1 protein-coding gene is annotated in these 1,906 nt (G+C 52.0%); it reads right to left on the reverse strand.

The annotated features are described in order from the left end of the window. Positions 1-61: 61 nt before the first annotated feature. A complete protein-coding gene (locus ABS761_RS16785; RefSeq protein ID WP_350409535.1) occupies positions 62-1,564 on the reverse strand; it encodes a hypothetical protein in 1,503 nt (500 codons plus the stop codon). Between the last annotated feature and the right edge of the window lie 342 nt (positions 1,565-1,906).

The raw sequence follows: 1,906 nt of genomic DNA on the forward strand, positions 1-1,906 counted from the left end.
TTTCTGCATTATGAAAACCGAGTCGATTGGGCTGGAAAAGCGGATTCTGAAATCGGCTTGATCAGACCTTCCCTAGACCCACATGAGCTGCCATATCTGGGGATGGCTCCACCTGCTCGCAAACGCTCTCTGCAATTTGGACGCAAAGGGCTGCCTGTTTCTCGTTGGCTGGGTCGAGCTCTCCCAGCAAAGCTAGCGCTATGGTGAATGGCCTGCCAAGCTCGTCGAAGTCCTCAAGTAGCCTGTCGAGCGCTTTTTCGTTATCAATCCTGTTTAATTCTATGGATAGGTAATACCGCAGGAGCACTGCATGCTTCTTTAAATGTGAATGTGCGTCGAGCTCAGCAGACCATTTTTTAACTAAGTTTGGCTCTGACAGCTTGTAGGCCGAGATCGACGCTACAGTTGCCGCAAGCCCGAATAGCGTGTTGTTTCGATCGAAACTATCGAAGTGACTGTCGAACCAGCCGAAGCACTCTTTGTGTTTATTTGCCTCGTGCAGTAGGAGTACACGTTGAAGCTCTCGTGTGTCTGACGGGGCTAGTCGTTTATTAGCCTCCAGCGCAGTTGTAAAGTCCCCGCACTGAGCAGCGATCGATCCTAGAGCATCCTGAAGGGTTTGTAACCGGGGCCATAATCGAGCGGCTGCCTTGAGTTCAGGAAGTACCTCCTCTTGTTTTCCCAGCATTGACGCGGTTGCACACCATATATCTGCGATTTGATCGATATTGGAGCTCCAACCTATTTCGCGCAGAGCGTCTACGGCTTCTTGGATGGCCGTCCAAGCTTCTCGTACAAGCAAGGGGTCAATTCCTGCTACTCCACTGGGTGGTAACCGTTCTTCGATCCAGGTGGGAGCACTGGCTTGAGCAAGTAAGAACTTTGCCCGTGCTCGTAAAAGCAAAAGTACGCGTCGTATATTTTTGGGTAGATCTGGAGTGCCAAGGCCCAAGTCACAGTCTTGAAGGGCATTCGCTGACTTGCTGAATATAGTATGTGCTAGAGCCCTTGCCATGTACCGTTCCGGGCCATCGATTTGGTCCGCTACTTCAATCGCATTGCTTAGTTTTCCCTCAGCGGCCAGTACTCTCGATTTTAGGGATATAACAGCAGGGTCATCTCCTGTCAGCTGAGCAATAATGTCAGGGTAGGACTTTGGGCCCTCATCTGAAACGCAAATTCGAAATTGCGCCTCAACGTGCGCAGCCCAATATTTACCCAGCGGGTTTGATGCGTGGGCCTGCTGGAATGACGTGCTAGCTTGGTCATCAGAGCCCGTGGCAGAATGCCATTTTCCACGCAGAAACCAATAGTCTCCAATCTCAAGCGCTGCAGCGTCAGGGAGCATTACTTCGGCTGCATCTAGTTCTATTTCAGCACGGTTCAAGTTGTGGCTTCCCAGCAGGCGCTCCGCTTCCTTCAGGTGCCATGCAAGACTATTTAGTGCTGGATCGATCCAATGGTGTTCAGCTGGTGAAGCGAGAGCATCAATAAAAGCGGCACTACGCGCCGTTATCCCTGATGTGATTTGCTTCACGGCACCGACCCGCTCTTCAATTCGCATTCTTGGATGTGTCTGCTCTATGCCCAAGAACATTGCTTGCCCAGCGCGTGCCAACTCGTTCTGAGCGTCAATATCAGAGGAAAGGTCGGTCGCGTAGTTCAGCCTGTTGCTAGTCGGGGCCCGGAAGGTTACGTATTTCTGCGCCGGATCCAGCGTAGACACCTTGATCCGACGGAGTTCGTCGCGTACCCACGCGTAGTAGAGAGGACAATCGATAGGATCGGCATTGACACTGAGATCACAGATAACTAGAAGGACGGGCTCCACTGGACGACGACAATTATCTTGAGCGGTGGACGACAACTATCTTGAGCGGTTGACGCGCACCGCCGGGACGCGGGA

Origin of the sequence: Castellaniella sp. GW247-6E4 (genome assembly GCF_040276065.1) — a bacterium.
In the GTDB taxonomy this organism is placed as follows: domain Bacteria; phylum Pseudomonadota; class Gammaproteobacteria; order Burkholderiales; family Burkholderiaceae_B; genus Castellaniella.

Bases quoted from the DNA above. Each gene is read 5' to 3' on its own strand.
- ABS761_RS16785 (WP_350409535.1), bottom strand. From the start codon at position 1,564: ATGCGAATTGAAGAGCGGGTCGGTGCCGTGAAGCAAATCACATCAGGG.